This window comes from Nocardia sp. NPDC050630 (assembly GCF_044457245.1).
GTDB lineage: Bacteria > Actinomycetota > Actinomycetes > Mycobacteriales > Mycobacteriaceae > Nocardia.
Window position 1 is genome coordinate 123,863 of record NZ_JBITGN010000001.1, and the last position, 20,495, is coordinate 144,357.

The 20,495-nt window shown below is 66.3% G+C and carries 17 protein-coding genes and 1 pseudogene (1 of these 18 cut by a window edge); 1 reads left to right on the forward strand and 17 read right to left on the reverse strand.

Annotated elements, in window-relative coordinates; translation table 11 throughout:
- The 7 genes and pseudogenes from ACIBG0_RS00315 to ACIBG0_RS00345 all read right to left on the reverse strand — a co-directional run.
- On the reverse strand, positions 1–2,804 hold the start of the coding sequence (locus ACIBG0_RS00315) for an MFS transporter (RefSeq protein WP_397027849.1). 46,435 nt of this gene lie to the left of the window's left edge; the window shows 2,804 of its 49,239 coding nt (coding positions 1–2,804); the start codon lies at positions 2,802–2,804; its stop codon lies beyond the left edge, outside the window.
- A complete protein-coding gene (locus ACIBG0_RS00320; protein WP_397027850.1) occupies positions 2,801–4,450 on the reverse strand; it encodes a hypothetical protein in 1,650 nt (549 codons plus the stop codon). Before ACIBG0_RS00320 ends, ACIBG0_RS00315 begins: the two co-directional genes overlap by 4 nt.
- Before the next feature lie 108 nt (positions 4,451–4,558).
- Positions 4,559–4,978, reverse strand: a complete 420-nt coding sequence (locus tag ACIBG0_RS00325) for a YbaB/EbfC family nucleoid-associated protein (RefSeq protein ID WP_397027852.1) — start codon at positions 4,976–4,978, stop codon at positions 4,559–4,561.
- A 2-nt stretch (positions 4,979–4,980) separates the two neighbouring features.
- Complete coding sequence (locus tag ACIBG0_RS00330; RefSeq protein WP_397027854.1) at positions 4,981–6,381, reverse strand: hypothetical protein; 1,401 nt, start codon at positions 6,379–6,381, stop codon at positions 4,981–4,983.
- A 76-nt stretch (positions 6,382–6,457) separates the two neighbouring features.
- Positions 6,458–7,903, reverse strand: a complete 1,446-nt coding sequence (gene gndA / locus ACIBG0_RS00335; protein ID WP_397027856.1) for an NADP-dependent phosphogluconate dehydrogenase — start codon at positions 7,901–7,903, stop codon at positions 6,458–6,460.
- A 204-nt stretch (positions 7,904–8,107) separates the two neighbouring features.
- Positions 8,108–8,301: pseudogene (locus ACIBG0_RS00340) on the reverse strand (tryptophan 2,3-dioxygenase family protein); the annotation flags it as partial.
- Positions 8,295–9,146, reverse strand: coding sequence for a helix-turn-helix transcriptional regulator (locus ACIBG0_RS00345; RefSeq protein WP_397027858.1), 852 nt, complete (start codon positions 9,144–9,146; stop codon positions 8,295–8,297). The pseudogene ACIBG0_RS00340 and the gene ACIBG0_RS00345, both read right to left, overlap by 7 nt.
- A gap of 140 nt (positions 9,147–9,286) precedes the next feature.
- Between ACIBG0_RS00345 and ACIBG0_RS00350 the strand changes: the two genes are divergently transcribed.
- Complete coding sequence (locus ACIBG0_RS00350) at positions 9,287–10,063, forward strand: NAD(P)H-dependent oxidoreductase (RefSeq protein WP_397027860.1); 777 nt, start codon at positions 9,287–9,289, stop codon at positions 10,061–10,063.
- A gap of 240 nt (positions 10,064–10,303) precedes the next feature.
- Here ACIBG0_RS00350 and ACIBG0_RS00355 read toward each other — a convergent pair whose 3' ends face one another.
- The 10 genes from ACIBG0_RS00355 to ACIBG0_RS00400 all read right to left on the reverse strand — a co-directional run bounded on the left by ACIBG0_RS00355 (position 10,304) and on the right by ACIBG0_RS00400 (position 20,492).
- Positions 10,304–10,870: a DUF3558 family protein gene (locus tag ACIBG0_RS00355; RefSeq protein WP_397027862.1), complete on the reverse strand. Its 567-nt coding sequence runs from the start codon at positions 10,868–10,870 to the stop codon at positions 10,304–10,306.
- Positions 10,871–11,192: 322 nt separating this feature from the next.
- The gene (locus tag ACIBG0_RS00360) at positions 11,193–12,071 is read right to left on the reverse strand and encodes an alpha/beta hydrolase family esterase (protein WP_397027864.1); all 879 of its coding nucleotides are present in this window, start codon (positions 12,069–12,071) and stop codon (positions 11,193–11,195) included.
- A 283-nt stretch (positions 12,072–12,354) separates the two neighbouring features.
- The gene (locus tag ACIBG0_RS00365) at positions 12,355–13,545 is read right to left on the reverse strand and encodes an MFS transporter (RefSeq protein ID WP_397027866.1); all 1,191 of its coding nucleotides are present in this window, start codon (positions 13,543–13,545) and stop codon (positions 12,355–12,357) included.
- Positions 13,542–14,120: a histidine phosphatase family protein gene (locus tag ACIBG0_RS00370; RefSeq protein WP_397027868.1), complete on the reverse strand. Its 579-nt coding sequence runs from the start codon at positions 14,118–14,120 to the stop codon at positions 13,542–13,544. Before ACIBG0_RS00370 ends, ACIBG0_RS00365 begins: the two co-directional genes overlap by 4 nt.
- Complete coding sequence (locus ACIBG0_RS00375; RefSeq protein ID WP_397027870.1) at positions 14,107–14,895, reverse strand: SDR family oxidoreductase; 789 nt, start codon at positions 14,893–14,895, stop codon at positions 14,107–14,109. Before ACIBG0_RS00375 ends, ACIBG0_RS00370 begins: the two co-directional genes overlap by 14 nt.
- Before the next feature lie 6 nt (positions 14,896–14,901).
- A complete protein-coding gene (locus ACIBG0_RS00380) occupies positions 14,902–16,155 on the reverse strand; it encodes an acetyl-CoA carboxylase biotin carboxylase subunit family protein (RefSeq protein WP_397027872.1) in 1,254 nt (417 codons plus the stop codon).
- Positions 16,143–17,384, reverse strand: coding sequence for an acetyl-CoA carboxylase biotin carboxylase subunit family protein (locus tag ACIBG0_RS00385; RefSeq protein WP_397027874.1), 1,242 nt, complete (start codon positions 17,382–17,384; stop codon positions 16,143–16,145). The genes ACIBG0_RS00380 and ACIBG0_RS00385 overlap by 13 nt, the downstream gene beginning before the upstream one ends.
- On the reverse strand, positions 17,381–18,481 hold the full coding sequence (locus tag ACIBG0_RS00390) for a radical SAM protein (RefSeq protein ID WP_397027875.1): 1,101 nt from the start codon (positions 18,479–18,481) through the stop codon (positions 17,381–17,383). The genes ACIBG0_RS00385 and ACIBG0_RS00390 overlap by 4 nt, the downstream gene beginning before the upstream one ends.
- Positions 18,482–18,672: 191 nt before the next feature.
- Entirely contained in the window at positions 18,673–19,554 is an 882-nt protein-coding gene (gene iolB, locus ACIBG0_RS00395) for a 5-deoxy-glucuronate isomerase (RefSeq protein ID WP_397030120.1), read from the reverse strand.
- Between the two features lie 5 nt (positions 19,555–19,559).
- On the reverse strand, positions 19,560–20,492 hold the full coding sequence (locus ACIBG0_RS00400) for an aldolase (RefSeq protein ID WP_397030122.1): 933 nt from the start codon (positions 20,490–20,492) through the stop codon (positions 19,560–19,562).
- Between the last annotated feature and the right edge of the window lie 3 nt (positions 20,493–20,495).

Genomic DNA, 20,495 nt, shown 5'->3' on the forward strand with positions numbered 1-20,495 from the left:
TCGGAGTCGTGGACGCGTGGCTTCTGCCCGTCCGGATTTTCTTCGGCGGGCGCGCCGGGGACAGCCGTGTCCGGGATCGGGACCTGTGGTCGGTCGGTGAGTGGTATGGCGGATCCGGTGTCGGGAATCGCCGGTGTGCTCGGGTGCGGGACGATCGGAATCGCGTTGGGGGGTGGGCCATCTGGTGCGTCCGGTTGGCCTGGAATGTTGTAGGTGGTGCCCGGTGGTTTGGTGTATTCGTCGGGTGCGTTGTTCGGGTATTCGTCGACCTGCGGTAACGCGGGGACGTAGCTGGGCATCGGGGGTTTTACAACGGTCCCGATCTCGTCCTGGTCCGGAAATTCCTTGGGATCGCCGGGAGTTCGGTCGTTGTCGGTGGGCTGCCCACCGGACATCGCGGGCGGCGGTGTCGAGAGTCCCGCGGCAGCGCCGGGATCCGACGGCCCGTGCCCGCTCAGTGCTGCCGCGCCAGCCAGTGCGGCTGGTGGGATTGCCTGGGCTGCAAGGTTGTTCGCCGCCCCGCCAGCAATTGGCGGGCCAGCGTGCGGTTGCTGTGGCGAGTTGGCTTGCGCGCCGGGTGGAGTGGCTTGGGGGTGCGGTGAGTTAGCGGGTGGTAGTGGTGGATTAGCCTGTCCGGCCTGCGGATTCGCGTGGGGTTGTGCGGGTGTGTGGGGTTGTGCGGGTGTATTGACGTGCGGTGTGGGTGTATTGGCCTGTGGCGTGGGGTGGGGTGTGGGCGTATTTGCCTGCGGTGCGGGTGCGTTGGCCTGCGGGTTCGCGGCCGGTGCCGGAGTCGGTTGTGCTGGTGCGCCGCTGGTGCCAGCCGCTGGACCAGGTTGTGCGATAGGGCTGTTCGCCTCCGCCGAGGTGGGCGTGCCCGAACCTGGCCGGTTGCCCGGCGTCGGCTCGACCGGCGTGGCGCCAGCAGTATGCGTCGCCGCGGGCGGGGTGGCGGGCTCGTTGCCGACCGGCTCGGGGTCGAAATCGAGGTGCATGATGCTGGCCTCGTCGGGGTCGGGCGGCAGTTCGCCGGGCCCGCGCCCAGGTGTGTGTGAGTGCGGACCCAGTCCGCCTCCACTGGGCGAACTCCCATGTGACGCAGGTGGGCCCGCGGTGACGCCCGGACCATTACCGCCTCCGGTGCCGCCGAGATCCTTGGCGGTGCCGAAGTGGGTGTTGTTCTCGGCGTGGGGGTTGGCGCTCATCGTCATCACCGATCCCGGTGTGGCGTTGGGCTGGCCCTCGGCGGCGAGAATGGGTCCGGCAAGGCCCATCTGCGGAGAATCGGGTCGGCTGCTGTGGAATTGGGCGGTGCCGGGGAGGTTGGTCGACGACGAGCCGCCCGGTGCGGCCATGGGATCGGCCGGTGCCGCTGCGAAACTGCCCTCGGTGAGTTGTTGCAGCGCCATATCCCAGGAACTCCAGCCGTGGCTGGGTTCGGGTGTGCCACCGGGGGATGTCGGCGATGCGGGTGGGGTCCGGGGTGTGCCCGATGGCGGTTGGTTGGGATCCGAAGGCGGCGGGGTGCCGCCCTCATCGAGTTTGCTGAATTCTCCCTCGAGTGACTTGCCGATCCCGTCGATCTCGTCGATGGTCTCCTTGGGTGGCTGCCAGGGCGCGTGACCGTCCTCGGCGGTGTGCGGTCTGGCCCAATCCGGTGCCGGTCGTTCTGGAAGCCCATCGCGCCAGTGGTCGTCGCGGCGCCCGCTGATCTCCGGGATAGTCTCCCCGCTCGGCCGGGCCGTGTCGGCATTGCTGTGCGGCCTGTTCCAGTAGGGTTCTCGGACCGGGAGCCCATCGCGCCAGCTGTCGTCGCGGCCACCGCGGGATCGACCGACCTCGGTCGCGGTCTGCTCCGGCGGCCGGACTGTGCCCATAGCTCTGGTGGCGCGCATTGCCGCGCCGAAACCGCCGACGGCACCACTGCCCGCGCCCATCAGCATCATCTCGGCGAGATTCAGTTTGCTGTGCGTCAGCGCGGACATCGTCACCGCACCCGCGGCTCCACCCGCGGCTCCACCGGTGGCGCTGGCGAGCACCACCGCAACGGCACGACCCGTCGCACGCCCCATCCGTGTCGCGGCGTTGGCCCCGATACGGGTGAGCGCGGGCAGCACAGCTCGGGTCGCCAGTGAGCCGACCAGGCCACCGGCACCGCCGGCAGCCGCCGCCACCCCCACCTGGCCCCAATCCATGCTGGTACGGCGTCCGGGTTTGCCGTGGCCCTGGACGATTTGGGCGTATTGCGCACCGGCGACGACCCCGCCCATGGAAACCGCGCCCATGATGGTCGCGCGAATGGCGAGCGCCATATGGGGGAATCGCTGCATGAAGGCGGCGGAGCGTTGGAACAGGAATGCGAGGGTGTCGCGACGGGCGGTGGTGGCGGCGACGTCAGCGGCGATGCGGTCGCTGGCGGCTTTCATCGGTACGGCGGTGTCGATGAGCAGGTTGGCGAGCAGGACCGCCCCGATACCGATGACGATGTACTGCTCGAGTTCGATCGAGTTGGCCGAGTCGTAGAGCATACCGGCCATGCCGTCGGCGAATTCGATTTGGCTGCGCGTATTGGCGATCTCGGTCTTCAGCTGTTTCTGAATCGCCTCACCGGCCTCGCCCTCGATTGCCGAGGCAACCTCGCGCGCGAGCCGTTCCAGGTGCGCGAGTGTGACTTTGAGATGTTCAGCTGAGCGTGCCCAGGCCTCGGCGGCGGCGCGGATCTCGTCGGGTTTGCCGACCGGGAAGTGGCCGATCACCCAGCGGGTCAGCCAGTCCGGGAAATGCGGTGGGATGGTGACACTCACCGGGGCGTTGACCGCCCTCTGGCGCCCTCCACCAACAACCGATACAGCACCCGCGCCGGACCACACGCGTCTTCCCCGCGCAGTTCCACTTCGGCGAATGCCGCAACCAGTGCCGAACGCGGCTGGAACCGGCCGTCGGCGACCCTATTGCCGCCCAACTGGTCTCGCCACCGCCGGAAACCGCCGACGATGCTCGCCAGAGTTTCCCCGCTGTTCCACGGGCCCTCGAGACGCCGATACTCGGTGATCAGGGACCGCTGTGCCATCCGCCAGACAGGGCGACCCGCCTGCTCCGCCATGATCCGACCGAGGTCGCCGACGATCGTCGAATACATCGGTCGCTCCTCCGACCCGGCTACAGATTCTCCGGATTGTATTGCAGCGCGGACCTTTTCGCTGAATTGAGCGGGATTCGCGACAAGCGCGCGGTCGAGCAGGATCCACGACCCGGTGCTCGCCGACTCCGACTCATCGCCTCGATTCCGGGTCACCTCGGAGATCCGGTCACCGAGGTCGGTGATCTCGATCCCGTGAAGCTCGATGAACGGATACTTACCGAGAATGTCGTCGATGGCCGCGGCCAGTTGGGTGACCATCTCCGGTCCGATCCCCGAGGTCTCGAAGCCGACGAGCCGCAGTCCGTGCCGATCGGCGAGCGCCTGCGCTGCGGCAAGCGCCGACGCATCGGTCGGCACCCGGACTACCCCCGATTCGCGCTTCTTTTTGCGCGGCTTGTCGTCTCGCTTCTGATCGGCGGGCTGCGCCGGGCCGACGCCGCCCGGATGCGGTGCGAAGACCGATGGGCGCGCGCCTGAACGGGCTCCCGACCAGGGGGTGCCCGAGGGTATCGCTGGGAAAGCCGTCCCAGGTGTTCTCGACCATGGTGTGCCCGCGGGCCTGTCGGTTACCGTGGGGTCGCCGGTCCTGGGTGGCGCCGTGGCGGTGGATGGCGTCGGGCCGGGGACGGTCGGGGCTGAATCGTCAGCGACCTGCGGTGAAGTGGCGTTCGTGCCGTCTTCGGTCGAATTTTCCGCAGCGGGCTGAGTCGTGGCGTCCGGTCCGGTCGACGGTGTACCCGAATCCGGGTAACCGGGCTGCGAACCGGCCGGTATGGGCTGGCCGATCGGGGTGTAGCCCGTGGTCTCCGGTTGTGGGTAGGCGGTCGGCGTGGAACTCGGCTGGTTGGCCGAGGTGGGAGTTGAACCGCCGGACTGTGTCGGCGTCGCGCTCCCGTTATCCGCGGTCGACCCGGAACCGGTTGTGGGCGAAGTGGTTCGGGGGGCGTTGGTGCCGTTCCAAGTTGTCTCCGGCACGACGGACACCGGCTGATTCGGTCCGGCGGAGCGGATCTGTTGGCCGCCGCTGCGGTCCTGTTCGTCGAGTGCGTCGGCGACCTCGCTGACACCCTTGCTCAGCCCGCGCAGGTTGTCGACCAGGTTCTGGTACCCCTCGAGTCCCTTCTTCGCCTGTGGCTCATACGCATCGCCGACCATTCGTCCCGGCTCGTCGTCACCCCATGGTTTTCCCTCGCGAGCCAGGGCGTCCTTCAGTTCGGCCAGGTCGTGGTGCGCGGATTCGGCGACTGCGGCGAGTTCGGTGACGAGCGCATGGATGCGATCGGGATCGATACGCAACGATTGGCCCATACCCGGTCACCCTTCAACCCTCACCAGCGAAACCGAGGAGGCGATTTGCCTGGTGAAGAATCTTACTGCGGCTTTACCTATGCCCAGTGCTGGGAATAGAGGAGGGAGTTATTCGTCGCGCCGCTCGACTTCGCCGTGCCCGCGCAGGCTCGGTGCGCCGAGTATCAGATCGGGCAGGTCGGGCATGGTACGAACGCCCGCGGCAACCGGGTCCAGGATCTGTGCGACCTGCTCCCGCATGCGGCGGGCCGCCTCGCGTCCTGCCTCGGTGACCGACCGGCCCAACTGTTCGGCGGTACTATGCGCGGCATTCGCGGTGAACCGCACGTCGATGAGGACACCCGAATTGTCGACGGTCACCTCCACCAGGCCGTCCGACGAGCTGGCGCTGCACCGTGCGGTATCCAACTTCCGCTGGGCCTCGGCCTGGTGGGCGCGTTGCTCGGCGAGTGCGTCGAGGATGTTCTCGACCTGGTTGCGTATCCCGAAGTTGGCCGCACGCAGGCCCTCTCGTTCCCAATGGTCCATGACTACCCCTTCGGGTCTCGGCCGTGACGCTCTGTATATCGCCGTTCGAAGTCGGCGATGTACGTCGGCGGATCGATGGCCGACGACGACTGTTCGAGCACACCGTCGTCGCCGAGATAGAAGATCGCCCGATCGGTCGCGACCATCCCGGCGGGCACCGGCACATGCACCATCCAACCCACGCTGAATCGTTCGGCGACCAACTGCTGGAGCGGATATCCCGTGGTGTCCAGGACTCGCCCGGTGATGTAATCGCGTACCCGGGAGATCGCCTCCGCGGCGTGCATCGGCTCCGGTGTCGGCGGCGCCAATCCGGCCAGCGAATACTGGTAGAGCGCACCGTCGAGATCGAACCGGCCGTCCTCGCCGAATACAGCCACCAGCTCCCGGCGCGTGACCCGTCCGGCCTCGGCCGCTGCCAGAAGTGCGGGAATCGCTTCCCGAGTACCAGGATTCGGCTCCGTACCGAGTAGATCGGCGACGATTCCCGTCACCGTGTCCCTGGTCCAGACCCCGGGCACCGCGACGGCGCAATCCTGCGCCGACGGCGACGCTCCGCGATACCAGCGTCCGGACTCCCACCAGTAGCAGAACGACAGCAGACCTGATGCGGCGCGCGGGTCGAGCACGGGATCGGCCACCCAATCCGGGGCGCCCGCATAGAGATTCGGCATCGGCTCGCCGCCGTTGTAGACCGCGTTCAAGGTGGGCGCGTTCCACACCCCGCCCGAGAGCACGGCCCGTCCGGCTGGGAGCGCATGCAGCGTCGACCCGTGCAATGTCGCGCCTTCGAACACTCCCGTCCACGGCTCCATCCGCGGGCCGTGCTCGGACCGGGCGGCGACGAATGCCGCGGCGACCGTCGCCCAGCGTGCCCACATCTGTGGGAACGGGGGGAATTCGTATTCCGCCAGCGTCGCCCACACTTGACCGGATCGATCGGCGCGCGCCTGGGCGGCGGCTTGCTGCGGTGTGCGCCGTTGCCGGTCGCCATGGCCGATGTAGGCGCCCAACCATACCGGTATCTCGGCGCGCGGATACGCCTCGAGGTCGGCGCGATAGGCCTCGGGAGCGAACAGCTGCCCGGGCGGGAACGGCTGCTCGCCGTAGTCGTAATCGATATCGATCGCGCCGGAGTCGGCTAGTACGACCAGCATGCGCCACCATGGTCCGCCGTTGGAACGTGCCGCGAGCGCCCGGATTTCCCGAACCAGAGCCAGGACCGACTCCGGAGGCGATAACGGAACAACCTGGTCGCCGACGGAGTACGCGAGCTGCCCGACCGCACCCGCGACCGTGACCGCGAATACCGCATCCGCCTGCTGCCAGCCCGCCGGTCCGAGTGCTTTCAGCACATCGGCGAGCCGCTGTTCGGCGGCTGGTTCGCTTGGTAGGTCCGCCAAACAGTCCTCCTCATGCGAGCGCGGTACACCCGGCCCCTAATTTTGGGGTCTTCCCAGAGCTGGGACGGCGCTCGAATCAGTCGGCCGAAACCTCGCTGCGGTCGCCGCTCCACAGCGTGTGGTACTTGCCGGGCGCATCGATGCGCTCGTAGGTGTGCGCGCCGAAGAAGTCGCGTTGCCCCTGGGTGAGGGCGGCGGGCAGCCGTTCGGCGCGCAGGGCGTCGTAGTACGAGAGCGAGGATGCGAACGCGGGCACCGGGATGCCGAGCAGGGTGGCGGTGGCGACCACGCGTCGCCAACTGTCGATGGCCGTCTCGATCGCCGCCCGGAAGTAGGGCGCGAGGATCAGGCTCGGCAGTTCCGGATTCTGGTCGTAGGCCTCTTTGATCCGGTTCAGGAAGCGGGCCCGGATGATGCAGCCGCCGCGCCAGATGGTGGCCATGTCGCCGGGACGCAGGTTCCAGTTGTATTCGGCGCTGCCCGCGGCGATCTGATCGAAACCCTGGGCGTACGCGACGATCTTCGACGCGTAGAGCGCCTGGCGGATGTCCTCGGTGAATTGGGCGACGTCTGTGGGCTTTTCGCCGAGCTTGCCAGCGGCAAGACCGACCGCGGCCTTGCGCTGCGCACGTGAGCCCGACAGCGCCCGCGCGAAGACCGCCTCGGCGATGCCGGTGACCGGGATGCCCAGATCGAGCGCGGACTTCGCAGTCCAGCGACCGGTGCCCTTCTGCTCGGCCGCATCGACGATCACATCCACCAGCGGCTGACCGGTCTTCGCGTCGACCTGCTCGAGCACCTCGGCGGTGATCTCCACGAGGTAGCTCTCGAGTTCGCCGGAGTTCCACTGCGTGAACACATCGGCGATCTGCTTGGCGTCGAAGCCGAGCGCGTCGCGGAACAGGTGGTAGGCCTCGCCGATCAGCTGCATATCGGCGTACTCGATGCCGTTGTGCACCATCTTGACGAAGTGCCCCGAGCCGTCGGGGCCGATATGCGTGCAGCACGGCGTTCCGTCCACCTGCGCGGCAATGGATTCCAGCAGCGGGCCCAGGGATTCGTAGGATTCCTTGGGGCCGCCCGGCATGATCGCCGGACCGTTGAGCGCGCCCTCTTCACCGCCGGAGATGCCCGCGCCGACGAAGTTCAACCCGCGCGCCTTCATGGCGGCCTCACGGCGAATGGTGTCGGTGTAGAGGGCGTTGCCGCCGTCGATGATGATGTCGCCGGGCTCCATCGCATCGGCGAGTTCGGCGATGACGGCGTCGGTCGGATCCCCCGCCTTGACCATGATCAGTACCCGGCGCGGCTTCTCCAGCGCCGCGACGAACTCCTCGATCGTTTCGGTGCGCACGAAGTCGCCGTCGCCGCCGTGTTCGGCAAGCAGTGCGTCGGTCTTGGCGATGCTGCGGTTGTGCAGTGCCACCGTGTAACCGTGCTTGGCGAAGTTCCGGGCGATATTGCTACCCATGACCGCCAGGCCGGTAACCCCGATCTGTGCGGATGCTGTTGCGGACGCCATATATCAGCCCTCTCCGTTCGGCGTTGTCACCTTCGGTGGAAGCCTAGTCCTAGTCCCGTTTCGCCTTTCGCTGGTGTTCGCGTCAGCTACTCGATATCCAGAGCGGGGACCCATCCGTCGAAGATATGGTCGGCCATCTCGCGCAGAGCAGATGTGCTGGTGGATCCGGATCGTCCTGATGCCTCCGCTTCTCGAGGCGTCGGGCACGGACCACTGTTCGGTCAGCGTCTTCGGGATATGTTCACTCGCGCAAGGCATTTGAGCGCGATTTCATCGGCGTCGAAGCCGGCACGTGCGACGCGCAATTCGTGCAGCACCAGCTTCAGCCACAGCTCGGTGGTCTGGTGCTGAATGATGAACAGTAGGTCATCGTGCTGCTCCGGTCGGCTGACTAGTTTTGTGTCATATGCCGGTCGGGCGCGACGGCGTCCGTGGCGCCGAGGCTGGCCAGCAGGCGCAGGTTGTCGTGGGATTCGCTGCCCGGTTCAGCGGACAGGACGACGAGCTCGGTGCCGGTTTCCTCCGGTAGCGCGAAGTTCTCCTGATGTAGGTCCAGGGTGCCGACCAGGGGATGGACGAAGGCCTTGCGGCCGTGGGTTCGGGAGCGGACGTCGGCGCGGGCCCACAGCTTGCGGAAGCGGTCGCTGTGTACGGCGAGTTCGCCGATCAGGGCCGACAGTTTCGGATCGTCGGGATACTTGCCCGCCGCGAGGCGCAGGTGGCCGACGACATCGCGGGTGCAGACCTCCCACTGGGCGTAGAGCGAGCGTGCGCCGCAATCGTCCAAGAAGATGTGGCGGGCGATATTCAAGCCCCTCATGGGGCTTTGTCCGTACAGCAGTTCCGCGAGCCGGTTGCCCGCCATTACCTCGAGGCGGTGATCGACGATGAAAGCGGGTGCGTCAGGGATCAGATCCAACACCCGCCGCAATTCGGGGCGAATGCGGACGTTCGGAACCGGCTTCACCGGGCGCTGTGGACGGCGGGCCAGCCGGTGTAGATGCTCGCGTTCCACCTCGGCGAGGCCGAGCACCCTGGCCAGCGCATCGAGGACCTGCGCGGATGGCTGCCGGGCGCGCCCCTGCTCCAAGCGTACGTAGTAGTCGACGCTTACCCCGGACAGATGCGCGACCTCCTCCCGGCGTAATCCGGCCACCCGACGGCGTGAATCGGTCGCAATGCCGACGGAGCCGGGATCCACCCGGGACCGCCGCGTGCGCAGGAAGTCGCTGAGCTCGTCCATCCCTCCAGTATTGCCACGATTTCGCGGGGCAAGGGTGGTCCTGCTGATACCAGGAAGTCCCGTCCGATGGAAAAAGCGTCCCTGAACGGCGGCCGCACAGACGCCGAATATCGAACACATCCGATCCGAAGGAGCAGCAAATGCGGACACTCATCGTTCACGCCCACCCCGAACCGCAATCACTCAACGGCACGCTCACCGGCATCGCGGTGACCACCCTGCGCGAGGCCGGGCATGAGGTGCAGGTCAGCGACCTGTACGCGATGCGATGGAAGGCGACCGTCGACGCCGACGATTTCGGCGGGACGAGCGGCCCGCTGCGGGTCGCCACGGACTCCGGCCGCGCGTACGACACCGGCACACTCACCGCCGATATCGCGGCCGAGCAGGAGAAACTGCTCTGGGCCGATACCGTGATCTTCCAATTCCCGCTGTGGTGGTACTCGATGCCCGCGATCCTCAAGGGCTGGGTCGACCGAGTCTTCACCTACCACTTCGCCTATGGCGTCGGCGAACACAGCGACACCCGCTACGGCGACCGCTACGGGGAGGGCACCCTAGCGGGCAAGCGGGCCATGCTGTCGGTGACGATCGGCGGCCGCGAATCGCATTACACCGACCGCGGCATCAACGGCCCCATCGACGATCTCCTCTTCCCGATCCAGCACGGCATCTTCTACTACCCCGGCATGGACGTGCTGCCCCCGTTCCTGACCTACGGCGCGGACCGCCTTTCGCCCGAAGACTTCACCGACACCGCCAAGGCCTGGGAGCAGCGCCTTCTGTCGATCGAACAGACCGACCCCATCGCCTTCCGCACCCAGAACGGCGGCGACTACGAAATGCCGTCCCTGCGCCTGCGTGAAGGTCTGGAAGCCAAGGGCCGCACGGGCTTCGGATTACATATTCGCGCCTGATCGACCGCGCGGCCACGGTCGAGGCGCGTCGCGAACTACACGGGCATTGGGGCGGTCGTCGGATTCGTCCATCGAAAAAGGATGCGGGGTACTCGATCGCCGATCCCACTTGTCGAGGTGCGCCCGCGGTGCAGCCGCACCAGTGCGAAGACGCGCTCGGCCTGATCGGCGTCGAACCCGGTTCGGTTCGGGAGCTCTCCAGGCGACCCGCCTGCCGCACCGGGTGAGCGGCGACTGCGGTTATGCCAAGTGGCTGAGAACTGCTGTGGCGATGTCGATTCCGAGCGCGCAGGTGTCGACGACGGGTGCCGTGTCGCTGCCCGCGCCCGCGATTGCGACCTCGACGTTGAACGATCCGCCGGTCGTTGTGGCGACGGTGATGGTGCAGCCTGCCTCCTTGCCTTGCGGGAGGGACTGGCGGATCTGGACGGCTCGATGGTCTGCGACGGTTATCGCAGTCGCGCCCGGGACGGGCGGCAGCGGTGTTGTCAGATCGGAGGAGGGGTGGGGGTAGAAACTGAATCCGGTGGTGGGGGTTGTCCAGAAGCATCCGCGAGCGGCGCCGGGTTGTTCGGTGCCGGGGGCGGTGACCCCGAATCGGGTGGTATCCGCGACATCCAAGGCGCTGCACGGGTGAGTTCCGAGATCGGCGAAGGTGTGCGGCGTGGTGCTGGTCGGGCTCACCGCGGGCGAATTGGTGCTCGGCGATGCGGTTGAGCTCGCGTCGTGGGTATCGCAGGCGGTTGTGGCAAGCAGTATGAGCAGCCCGATGGTGGTAAGCGTTCGATAACGCGAAAGATCGAACATGATGATTGGCTCCCTCCCTGAGCGCGTACGCGACCGATCCTATGCGGAGCAAGTCCGTGGTGCGCCGTATGCGCAGAGATCATGCCCCCACGCATCTTCTGTCACGCCGCGCAGGTAATCGAGGAGCGAAACATGGGAGGCGTGGAATCGGTGCGCGCGAGCATCCATCGGGCGGGGTCGTCCGTACGTACGACACGACAACGCCGACAACCCACCGTCGCCCGAGGACCACAGCATCCTCGTCGGTGGGTCGCGGGTGGGGCCGGTGCTGCGTGTCGGTGCGAAATGGCGGCTGGTGCCGACGCGGTCGAGGCCACGCAGTTCAGAGTTTGCGGGTTGACGCTGGAATCAATAGGGGGTGCGCAAAGCTCCAGATCTGTTCTGCGGCATCGAATTCCAGGGTGACGGCAGAGCCGGGAGTGTCCGCCCATTCTGCGGGAACAGGGGTGCCCGGCCAGGTGTGGCCGCCTTCGAAAACTGTCCACGCCGAGACCTGCGTCCCGCCGACGCCACCGGTCACCGTGTGGCGGCTCGAGTTCTCCGTCGTAATCGTGCCCCCGTCGTCCGCACAGCGATCCAGGCCCTGCCAGTGCCGGGCTGTTTCGCTCAAACCCAATGTGTGGCCCCGAGATTCGTCGTTCGCGCTGCTTCGGCGTGAGTAGCCACCGGTGATCGGTTGAATCGGGTCGGCATCACCGTTGATGAGCATCGCCGACACCGCATGGGTGGGCCGTATATCGAGCAACGCCGCGGGGAACCCACCGGCGACCGCGGCCAATACCGGCACTCGATCGGCGGCTTCCAGCGCGAATCGGTGAGACATGAACGCGCCGTTGGATATTCCGGCGACGAGTGTCCGATCCGGCACGGTGCCGAAGCGGTCGCCGCACCAATCGATCACCGCGCACAGGAACGACACATCATCCACTCCGGACTCGTCGGCCGTTGTGACGCCGCGCCCGTCGGCCCAGCAGCCGCCGTGACCTTGGGGGTACGCGACGGCAATGCCCCATTCGTCGGCGTGGGCGGCGAAACTGGTCCAGTCGTACATGATCGGCCTGGCATACGTTCGCGCGCTGCCCGAGAAATTGCCGTGCAGCACCACGACCAACGGCGCATTCTGTTCGCGCGGTGGGCGCACGGCAACGCTGCGCATGAGCCCGTCAACGGCCAACTCCCCGGTCACCAATTCGTCGTCCACCAGCTGAGGTATACCACTGTTCGAATCACAACCTCGGGCACGTAACGAGCTTTTCAGTTGCGCCAGTGCGGTGTCGAGCTCGATCGCCGCCGCCAACTTGATGGCCGTAGTAGGGACGGGATGCGGTAGAGGGCAGTCGAAGTGGATTCACAGAGTGACTGTCGACCCACTGCTGTCGAGCGGTTCGATTCGGATGACGAAGGCCAGAGCGTCACCCGACCCGGTTTTGCGGCACATCGCCCGCCGGACAGACCGGATGCAGCGCAGGTTGCACTGCTCGATGTCACGCATCGACCAGATGTACCGCGCGGCGCTGGGCAAAGCGCGCTATCGGCCCGATGCCGAGTCCAGCGGTCAGCAGTACGCCGCCGAGCAGAACCCATCCGGCCGGCCCGCGATCAATGCAGACCACGCTGAGCAAAGCCGGGGCTGCGGCGACGAAGACTCCCGTTCCCATGCCGAAGATTCCCTGATAACGGCCTTGTGCATGATCCGGCGCAAGGGTGAAGCTGAGCTCGAATTCTCCTGCGGCGTGGCATATTTCGCCCAATGTGTGCACTATCACCGCGAGCGTCAGCACCGAAGCGGCGAATACCGCCGAGCCGGTACCGCTTACGCAGAACAGTAGGCAGCTCAGCGCTAGCAGGACAGCGGCCCGACGGGTGATCGTAATCCCGTCGGCGATGGAATCGACGCGACGGCCCGCTCGCACCTGAAGCGTGACGACAAGTAGCGTGTTCGTCAGCAGCAGCGGTGAGATCAGCCAGGCCGGAGCGCGGGTATGAGAGACGATCCACAGCGGCAGCGCCACTGTGAGCACCGCATACTGCAGCGACAGCACGCCGTATACCGCCGTGACGGCCAGGAACGGCAGGTCCAACCGGCCGCGGCGCATGGTGCGGCGCTCGGGCCGTGGCAGCGGCGACTGTCGCGGAATCCGAGCGATTACCAGCGCGGTGAGCAGGAAACTCGCGGCATCGACAAGGATCAGCGTCGAATATGCTGTGCGCGTATCGGATCGGATGGCCAGACCCGCACCGGCGGCACCCAAAGCCACGCCGATATTGGTGACAGATCGCAGATAGCCGCGCAGCCGCGCTCGCGTATCCCCGCCGATCCGTGCGATCAGCGCACCACGCACGGCTCTACTGCCCTGCTCGGCAACGCCGACCGCGGCCGCGACGACCACGAAAACCGCGAAACTGTGTACCAGGACGAGACTTCCTGTGGCAAGCGCCTCGGCGGCCAGCGTGACCAGATAGATCTCGCGCGCACCGAAGCGATCGGCGAGGTGACCGACCACCGGCCCCGCGCCCAGTCCGGTCACGCCCGCCATCGTCAGTCCGATCCCCACGTCGGTGCCGCTCAGCCCGACCGAGCGGGTCAGAAAGAGCACCGCACCGGCGAGATACAGACCGTTGCCGAAGGCGGTGATCAGCACCGCACAGGCCAGTGCCCGAGCGGCCCCGCTCACCACAGCACCATGGCTTGGGCAAGTCCGGGACACGGCAGATCCGCCCATTGAACAATCGGGATCTCGGTGAGTGCGCCTATGAGCGCCAATGCCGTATTCGCGTGCGTGACCACGATGAGCCGACCGGTGCTCCGCGGCCGCCCGGCGCATTGCTCGAGCACTACGGGAACAGCCCGCCGCGCCACCGCCGCCAGTCCTTCTCTACCGTCGAATGCACCGATGTCACCAGCCAGCCAGCGGGCATAGCCGTCCGGGTTGGTGCTGGCGATTCGGCGCTGAGTGCGGCCTTCCCATGATCCGAGCGATTCTTCGCGCAACCTGCTGCTGATCGCGATCAGGCGCGGGTCGACCCCGGCGGCTAGGGCGATTGCTTCAGCAGTCTGTCGTGCCCGGATCAGGTCGCTGCTGACGATGCGTTCCGGTAGCGGTTGCCGCAGTGCCCTGCCGAGATCGGCGGCCCGGGTTCGCCCCTCCGCGGATAGTGGAATATCGGTATGACCGCTGAATCGCCCGGCTCGTGACCATTCGGTCGGGCCGTGCCTGGCAATGACGATCTGCCAATCAGGTCCGGCCACCCGAACCGCCCGAGACATCGATGGAACTGCCGGTCACATAGGAGCAGATCGGCGAAAGCAACAGTGCTGCAACGGGAGCCACGTCCTGCGGTGTACCGAAGCGCCCCAGCAGTATCCCCCTTCGGCTCGCCTCGGACGCGCACCAGTCATCGAAGGGCTCGACTGTCCCGGAGGCGAGGTATCGCGCGTGCTGGCGGTCGGTCGCGATGGCACCGAGGCTGATCGCATTGACCAGAACCCCGGACGGCGCGAGTTCAATGGCGAGCGAACGGGTCAGGTTGGCCACGGCGGCCCGCGTCGCGCTGACCGCAGCCATGCCCGGCTCGGGCGCGTGCGCGGTGACACCGTTGACGACCACCACCCGTCCAGCGTCCGACTCTCGCAGCGCGGGCAGCGCCGCGGTAACGAGGTTCAGCACCGATCCCACTTTCATCTGGAACTGGCTGTGCCACTCCGATTCCGGTGTCGTCAGTACACCGCCGGACACCCCGGCACCCGCATTGGCCAGCACACCGTCGAGCCGTCCGAACTGTTCGAGCGCCCGCCCGACGGCCTCTCCCAAGGTCAGCGCATCCCGAACGTCGGCGGTGTGGGTCAGCAGCCGGTCGGCGTGCTCAGGTGGTAGCGCGGCCCGCATCCGCTCCAGCGCCCCAGTGTCTCTGGCACAGGTCGCGACAGCGGCCCCTTCGGCGAGCAGCAGCGCCGACACCGCTGCTCCGATGCCGCGGCTGCCCCCGGTGACGTAATAGGCGCGTCCGGCGAGTCCGAGATCCATCGCGGGTCAGCACCGCCCATTCGCGGACTCGGGCACCAGGTGCTCGTCCAGCCATTCGATGACCGAGTCGTACACCCGGCGGACCCCCGAATGGTCGTCGTCCGCCAGCAGCGCATCGATCACATAGTCCGATACCTTCGCGGCACGGCCGGGACGATCGTCCCGGTGGAACCGAATGACGCCGGGCAGATCGCAGCGCAGACCAGCGGGCAGCGATCGCGGAGACCGCGGCACGACGATATCTCCATAGCAGCGACCGGATTCGGGCACCGTGCGTTCCACCGGCACGTCTATACCGGCCTGCCCGAGACAGGAAGCCTGGTCCAGATCGATACCGAGAGCTTCGCGCGCGATCAGGTTCACATTGCCGCCGCCCGTGCGGCAAGCGATCTCGCAGAGGATCGGGCCGTGGCGGGGATGATCGAAGAGCTCGCAATGAAAACTCATGGTCTCCTCTGGGGCAGGCAGTGCGCGCAGCAGCCGGTCGAGGTAATCGCGGGCCGAGGCGACACGCGGATCGTGGGCGTCGAGCAGCAGAATGCCATGCGGCTCCAGTTCGACCAGCGAACGCAGGCAGGTCCGGGTGTAGGCACCGACCATTGCGGCCTTGACCCGACCCGCTCGCATGAGTCCGTCCACCGAAAGCATCGGTGTCGCAACCCATTCTTCGACGAGGTAGTCGGCGGGGTCGTCGGATGACAGCGCGCGGGCATGCGCCCAGGCCTCGATCTCGGTTCGGCCGTGCAACACCATGACGCCGACCGAGCCCGATCCGTCAACCGGTTTGACCACGACACCATCGGGGTGGGTGTCCGCGAAGTCCATCAGGGTGGCAACCGAGTCCACGAGGCGGTGCTCCGGAATGCGCAACCCGGCTCGGCCTGCCAGCGACTTCATGACCGACTTGTTCCGGAACGCGGTGGCCGATGCCAGGCTCTGTCCCGGAATATCCAGGTAATCGCGAAGTTCGGCGGCTCGGACGAGATCACATTCGCTCAGCGCGATGATCCGGTCGAAAGGCTGTTCGGCATGCTCAGCCGCCACCGCTTGGTCGACAGCTCGGTTGCGTTTCCAATCCGGAAAGAGGTGCCAGGTCGCGTATTGGTGTTCCCCGGACAAAAAGGTGCGACTCGCGGGCGTGTCCTCGGCGAAAAGGGTTGTCCGGCATCCCGATAGCCAGCGGTCGTACCGATGCGTGGTCAACGGCTTCTTCGACAACACGGCCACCCTGCGCGGAGGCTCGCGGATCAATTCAGCCACCGCGCCTCCTCGGCCCACCAGCGTGTCGTCTCCTGGATCCGCTCGCGCACCTGTTCGGCGGTGTCGGCATACACCGCGACCGCCGCCGCCGAGTGCGCGGCGTATTCCGGTCCTTGTGCGAAAGTGCCTGCGGACATGTGCAATTCGAACTCCGCTCCGGAAACGGGGCATGCGCCGGTTGGCGGTTCGAATCTGCCGTGTCCGGGTGGGAAGAGCACCCAGCCACCGGCTCGCCGAGGCACGGCGGGTTGATGCGTCAGTTCGAGGCCAAGTCCACACTGTCCGCGCAGATTCTCCCGGGAAAGATGCACGCCGAACGCTTCCCGATAGGTTCGGGCGATAAGAGCACCGCCGGTCCGCGAGGCGACCTCACACAGCACCGGCCTTCCGTGCGCAGGTATCCACGCCTCCAGATGGAAGCTCGTCGGAAACGAAGGCGTCGGCATAGCGCGATGGACATCGGCGGCAAACTCTTGCAGCACATAGGTTCTCGGGTCGTCCGCAGCAAGCGGCACACTGGACAGTTCGGACCCGGTCTGTGCGGCTTCGGCATTGCCGCTGTTGTACTGGCTCGGCCAGCAGTGCACCACTGCCGCATCGGCTATTACGCCATCCACATGGAAGAAGTCGCCGTCTATGTATTCCTCGGCGATCAACCGGCCCGAACGCTGTGGCGCCGCGGGCAATTCGCCCGATGCCAGGAATGCGGTGACGTCGGATCCGTCGCGCAGGATGCGCACCCCGATGGATGCGGCGCCGCGGCGCGGCTTCACGACGACGGGAAGTCCCACCTCTTCGATGAACTCCATCAGGTCGGTTGGCCGGTCGATCGCTCGCCGCCCAGGGACCTCGACTCCGGCCCGTGCCGCCCTATCCTTCATGATCAGCTTGTCGCGGTAGGCGCACGCGGATTCGGTTGTCTGCCCCGGTAATCCTAGACGGACCCGCAGTCGTGCGCTGCGCAGCACATCGTCCTCGCTGGAACTGGCGACGAGTCCGACTCGGTGCTCGCGCGCCGCGCATTCGGCCGTCCATTCCGTGGACCACGACTGGTAATCCGTTACGGTGCGGCAGTCGCGAAACCGGCCTCGAACATCCGCTCCGATATCAGCCAACGCCCCGGGCACGGTGATGAGAACAGTGTCGGTCACCACCTCCGCGAGCCACTCGTGCAGCGGACGCTCGACCAGCGGTTTACGCGAAAAGAGCAAAATTCGCTGCGGACTCATTCGGCATTGATGACAGCGAGCGGCAATAGTGACGCGGGTTTCCACTCGGGCGCGGGGTTGACCACCGCGGTGGGGGAGGACCAGTTCAGCCGGGCTGGGCACGATGCGACACCGTTGGCGTCCATGATCTTCGGATACAACTCCCGGCGGCGTTGGACGCACGCGAGCAGCCCACCGTCCTCGGGAAACCAGCTGCCGAGGTATTCGTCGGAGAAGTTGCACACCAGCGCATGGCCGCAGGGCTCACAGTAGATCTTGGCCACATTGGCGCAATCCTTGACGGTGAAGCCCAGATTCCGCGCGGGTGGATAGCAGGAGACGGTCACCTCGGGACCCCCGGGCTGCTGGATTTCCTCGTAGAGCTCTTCCATGATTCCGGTGAACCGATCGAACAGCACCGGGGGACTCAGGCTCAGCTCGGTCTGATTCGCCGCCGCGAGTCCGGACGGAATCCATGGCTTGATCTGTACGACATCGACGCCGATCTCGCGCATGATGCGATAGATCCGCGGTGCCTCGTCGAAGTTGTGCTTGCCGAGCCCGATTCGGATGAAGACCCACAGTCCGGCATCCTTGGCCAGCCGGATATTGCGCAGAATCCGTTCGGCGTCATCGGATTTCGAGCCCTTCATCAGGGCCGCCAGTCGGGTGGCGTCGGCGGTGTTGTAGGTGACCTTCACCCCGGATAACTTCATATCGACCAGTCGGGCGATCCGCTTCTGGTCCAGCAACGTGCCATTGGTCACCAGGCGCGTGGTGATGCCGCGTTCGCCGAGCGGTCGGAAGACCTCCTCGACCAGATCCAGCGCCATCAGTGGCTCGCCGCCGGTGCCGTAGACCGCCTCGGGCCGCTCCGGCTCGGTGGGCGAGTCGATCCAGTCGAACAGCGACTGCGCGAAGCGACCGGTGTCCAACGGATTCAACCGTTTCCCGATGTAATCCTCGTTCACACAGAAGATGCACGACCGATTGCATCCATCGAGAAATTTGACTTCGATGCCGTCGACGGGCAGATAACCGGCCAAATCGGTTTGCGGGAAATTCTCGACCCTGAACTTGCGGTATCTGTCCGAGAGCGCGTCCCGCTCGCTGGTCACGATATCTCCTCTGCTGGAGTCGATTCCGCAGTCGTTGCGGCCCCACTCGGTGCTGTGACTCGTAAAGCATTGGGGTGCAAAGAAAGCGGGCCCACTGGGAGCCAGAAGAGATTGTCCGGCATCGCCGCGACAACGGCTGTTCCCTATGCTGAGAAACCCGCCGGAGATTCAGTGGGAAGCCGAGATTCGGATCACCGCCGATTCTCCCTGGTGTTCATCGGGAGGCGCGGATCGATTTCCATATCGGTCCAGGTGCCGCGCAGCCACGTCTGCGCCGGGTCGTCGCTGATCCGCCAAGCCCGCTCCGGTCCGGGACCGGCCATGATGTTCAGGTAGTACATGTGATAGCCGGGTGCGGCGATGGATGGTCCATGGTAGCCGTGCGGCACCAGCACTACATCACCGTCGCGGACCTCCTCGAGCACATCGATCGGCCGCTCGGGAGTCCCGTACACCCGGTGGTAGCCGAATCCGGGTGAATCGTCCGCGCCACGGGCGAATTCGAAGTAGTAGATCTCCTCGAGCGGAGTCTCGGTATCGGAGAGCTCATCGTGTTTGTGTGCCGGATACGACGACCAGTTACCGCTGGGAGTGATCACCTCGCAAGCGATGATCGAGTCGGCATCGAAGGCGTCCGCGGTCGCGAAATTGTGTACCTGACGGCTGCAATTGCCCGCACCGCGCAACTCCACCGCCACATCGGTGGCGGGCACGTAGCGCAGTGGCAGCTGCCGCTGCGCCCGGGCCCCGCCGAGTGCGAATCGTCCACCGCTGGTGCTGGTCACGGTGTAGGAGCTGTCCCGCCCGATATACGCGAAATCTGTTGGTCCGTCGAAAACGCTATTGCGCCCGGATAATTCGTACCGCTCGCCAGCGCTGGCCACCAGGCACGAACCGGATAGCGGCACCACGACGATCTCGTCGGAACGGCTGTGCGTGCGATGCGACTGTCCCGGCGCGAGCTCGATGACGTGCAGACTGGCATGATTCCACCCGGCCGCCTCCGGGGGGAGCGCCACCGTGTACGGCGCACGGTAGGTGCGGGCGGCGGGCACGTAATACATGCTGTGCATCGCGATCACCGCACCAGCGAAACGGCCGTATCCACCGCATCCGTGACATTGTCGTCCGGCGGATACAGCAGTGCACGACCCACGATCAGGCCCCGAACGCCCGGCAGCGCAAGGGCTTTCGCCCAGCGCGCATAGGTTTCGTCCGGGCTGGTCTGTGGGTCGCCGCCGAGCAGCAAGGTGGGCAGCGTGGTGGCATCCATGACTCGCTCCATCTCCTCGACGACGGGCAGCTTCAGCCAGGTATACGCCGAGGTGGAGCCCAATCCCTGCGCCAGATGCACGCTCTTGATGACCGCATCCGGCGACAGATCGTTGACCACCGCGGTCCCCGGCCCATCCGGCCGGTGCGATATGAACGGCTCGAGCAATGCGGTCAAACCGAGCGCGGCGAGATCATCGACGGCCGCGGCGCTCGCGGTCATCATCGACAGCGTGCCCGGATCGGTGAGATCGAACCGGTTGAGCATTTTCGCGCCGTTGAGCCCGGCCGCGGCAGTGGCCCGCGCGGTATATCCGGTCATCCGGTCGTCGAGCTCGAAATCCGCACCCGCGATACCACCGCGGTTCATCGAGCTGAAGACGACCTTGTCCTCGAGTGCGCCGAGCAGCAGTAGATCCTCGAGGATGTCCGCGGTGCCCAGCACGCCGTCCACGCCCGGCCGAGCCAATGCCGTGACCAGCCGGTCCAGCAGTTCCTTGCGGCTGTTCATGGCATAGGGGTTGCCGGATGCCGACAGCGCGCCACGGGCCGGATGATCGGCGGCGATGATCATCAGCCGCCCGTCGCGGCGCACCAGACCCCGCCGGGTACGCGTCGCGAAAGCTCTGGCGATGGCGCCGGGATCGGCCGCACGCAACTCGGTCAGCTCGGCATAGGACCGCACGCTCGCGGGTGCCGAGATTGATTCGCGCTCGCCCGTCGCACGGCCACCTCTCATCGA

What these genes read in the sequence shown, in the direction of transcription:
- ACIBG0_RS00320 (WP_397027850.1), bottom strand. Translation starts at nt 4,450, where the DNA reads ATGGGCCAATCGTTGCGTATCGATCCCGATCGCATCCATGCGCTCGTC.
- ACIBG0_RS00325 (WP_397027852.1), bottom strand. Translation starts at nt 4,978, where the DNA reads ATGGACCATTGGGAACGAGAGGGCCTGCGTGCGGCCAACTTCGGGATA.
- gndA (WP_397027856.1), bottom strand. Translation starts at nt 7,903, where the DNA reads ATGGCGTCCGCAACAGCATCCGCACAGATCGGGGTTACCGGCCTGGCG.
- ACIBG0_RS00345 (WP_397027858.1), bottom strand. Translation starts at nt 9,146, where the DNA reads ATGGACGAGCTCAGCGACTTCCTGCGCACGCGGCGGTCCCGGGTGGAT.
- ACIBG0_RS00350 (WP_397027860.1), top strand. Translation starts at nt 9,287, where the DNA reads ATGCGGACACTCATCGTTCACGCCCACCCCGAACCGCAATCACTCAAC.
- ACIBG0_RS00355 (WP_397027862.1), bottom strand. Translation starts at nt 10,870, where the DNA reads ATGTTCGATCTTTCGCGTTATCGAACGCTTACCACCATCGGGCTGCTC.
- ACIBG0_RS00375 (WP_397027870.1), bottom strand. Translation starts at nt 14,895, where the DNA reads ATGGATCTCGGACTCGCCGGACGCGCCTATTACGTCACCGGGGGCAGC.
- ACIBG0_RS00385 (WP_397027874.1), bottom strand. Translation starts at nt 17,384, where the DNA reads ATGAGTCCGCAGCGAATTTTGCTCTTTTCGCGTAAACCGCTGGTCGAG.
- iolB (WP_397030120.1), bottom strand. Translation starts at nt 19,554, where the DNA reads ATGCACAGCATGTATTACGTGCCCGCCGCCCGCACCTACCGTGCGCCG.
- ACIBG0_RS00400 (WP_397030122.1), bottom strand. Translation starts at nt 20,492, where the DNA reads ATGAGAGGTGGCCGTGCGACGGGCGAGCGCGAATCAATCTCGGCACCC.